At 58.9% G+C, this 1,512-nt stretch carries 3 protein-coding genes; all 3 read right to left on the reverse strand.

Going from position 1 to position 1,512, the window contains the following annotated elements; all coding sequences use genetic code 11:
- Nucleotides 1–87: 87 nt before the first annotated feature.
- Nucleotides 88–384 carry a co-chaperone GroES gene (locus MAXJ12_RS22415; protein WP_008838289.1) on the reverse strand — a complete coding sequence of 99 codons (297 nt, stop codon included), beginning with the start codon at nucleotides 382–384 and terminating at the stop codon, nucleotides 88–90.
- 456 nt (nucleotides 385–840) lie between these two features.
- Nucleotides 841–996: an EAL domain-containing protein gene (locus tag MAXJ12_RS39015; RefSeq protein ID WP_244421553.1), complete on the reverse strand. Its 156-nt coding sequence runs from the start codon at nucleotides 994–996 to the stop codon at nucleotides 841–843.
- A 368-nt stretch (nucleotides 997–1,364) separates the two neighbouring features.
- Nucleotides 1,365–1,512: metal ABC transporter solute-binding protein, Zn/Mn family (locus MAXJ12_RS36935; RefSeq protein ID WP_008838291.1), on the reverse strand; the 148-nt coding region annotated here is incomplete at its 5' end.

Below are 1,512 nucleotides of genomic sequence, written 5' to 3' on the forward strand. Positions count from 1 at the left end.
AAATTTTACGTCTTTAGCAGCCATGTTTTAGCTCCTGGGCTCAGTGCCCTTAAGGTCTGTTGAAGAGGCGAACTGGGTTTCAGCGGTTCAGCCGATGATGCCCATAATGTCGGATTCCTTCATGATCAGAAGGTGTTCGCCATTCAGCTTCACTTCGGTGCCGGACCACTTGCCGAACAGGATGCGGTCGCCCGCCTTGCCGTCGAGCGGAACAAGCTTGCCCGCCTCGTCGCGCGGGCCGGAGCCGACGGCGATGATCTCGCCTTCCTGCGGCTTTTCCTTTGCAGTGTCGGGAATGATGATCCCGCCGGCGGTCTTCGCTTCGGACTCGACGCGGCGAACGACCACGCGGTCGTGCAGCGGCCGGAATTTCGACTTTGCCATTTTTGGATGTCCCTGGTGCGGATGTTGAACGGTTCTCCGTTGCCGGAGCGTGGTTAGCACTCACCAGAAGCGAGTGCTAACGTGGCGCTGAAGTAGGCGCTCGACTGGTACGAGTCAAGACTGGAGGCGGGGAGGGCGAGGCGCAAAGATTTTGGAATCGGCGCCGAAGCACCGGCCCCTTTGCGTGAGGAGAAGGGTTTTCTGCGTCTTTTGCCGACGGCTGCTCTTCGCCCAAGATTGCCAAGGGAGTCCGTTATTTCAGCTAGCGATTTTGGTGGGCTGAATAGATATCCTGAACCTCGTCGCACCTGTAGCGCGAAAAATTTCCCGCTGATCCTCAGTCTCTATTCCCTTCAGCCGTAGTCTTCATGCCCAAAGCATGGGCCAAACTGACAATCGCGTGCACGATAGCCATGTGATCCTGATTTGTAGAGATTTGCTCCACGAAAGAAGGGTCTACTTGATCTTGTCGACGGTATACTTTCTGAGATAGCCGAGCGAGGAATAGCCGGTGCCAAAATCGCCGAGTGACATGCGCAAACCCAGCGCACGCAAGTCTCGCAGCGCACAGGACGACCTTTGGCTGTCCTGAAGCAACAACGTTTCTGTCACTTCTAGTTCTCTAGTTCGCCTCCGACTGGGAGCCGTTAAGCCCGTTCGCTCCGTGCATCCGGCTGTGGCCCTGTCGGAGCTCGTCGCCGCCATGGCGGCACCCGCCTACGCTCCTTTGGCGTTAGACTTAGACGAGTAGGAGGAGCGCTCAAGTGTTTGCCGGCACCTCGATCATATCGGGCCTGGAACCGCAACAGATGGCTGGATTGCCGGAAAAGTTCGATTAGCGCGGTATCTCGATGTTGATCCGTATGGCCAGGCTTGAGAGCTTGCGACACCGCCGCACTCCATTATGCGGTAGGCGACCGCGATGCCCTCGACCGAAAGCCCGTCGCCGGGCTGCGGCGCGTTTGCGGGGCCCGGCGCGTTCACTCGGCAAGACCTTTCGCGATGGTCTCGGTGGTGACGCGAAGCAGGTCGAGATAGGTAGGCACCGGCCCGTCCGCGGCGCTCAGCGAATCGACATAGAGCACGCCGCCATATTTGGCGCCGGTCTCGCGCGCCACCTGCTCCGCC

The sequence above is a fragment of the Mesorhizobium alhagi CCNWXJ12-2 genome (assembly GCF_000236565.1).
Taxonomy (GTDB): Bacteria; Pseudomonadota; Alphaproteobacteria; order Rhizobiales; family Rhizobiaceae; genus Allomesorhizobium; species Allomesorhizobium alhagi.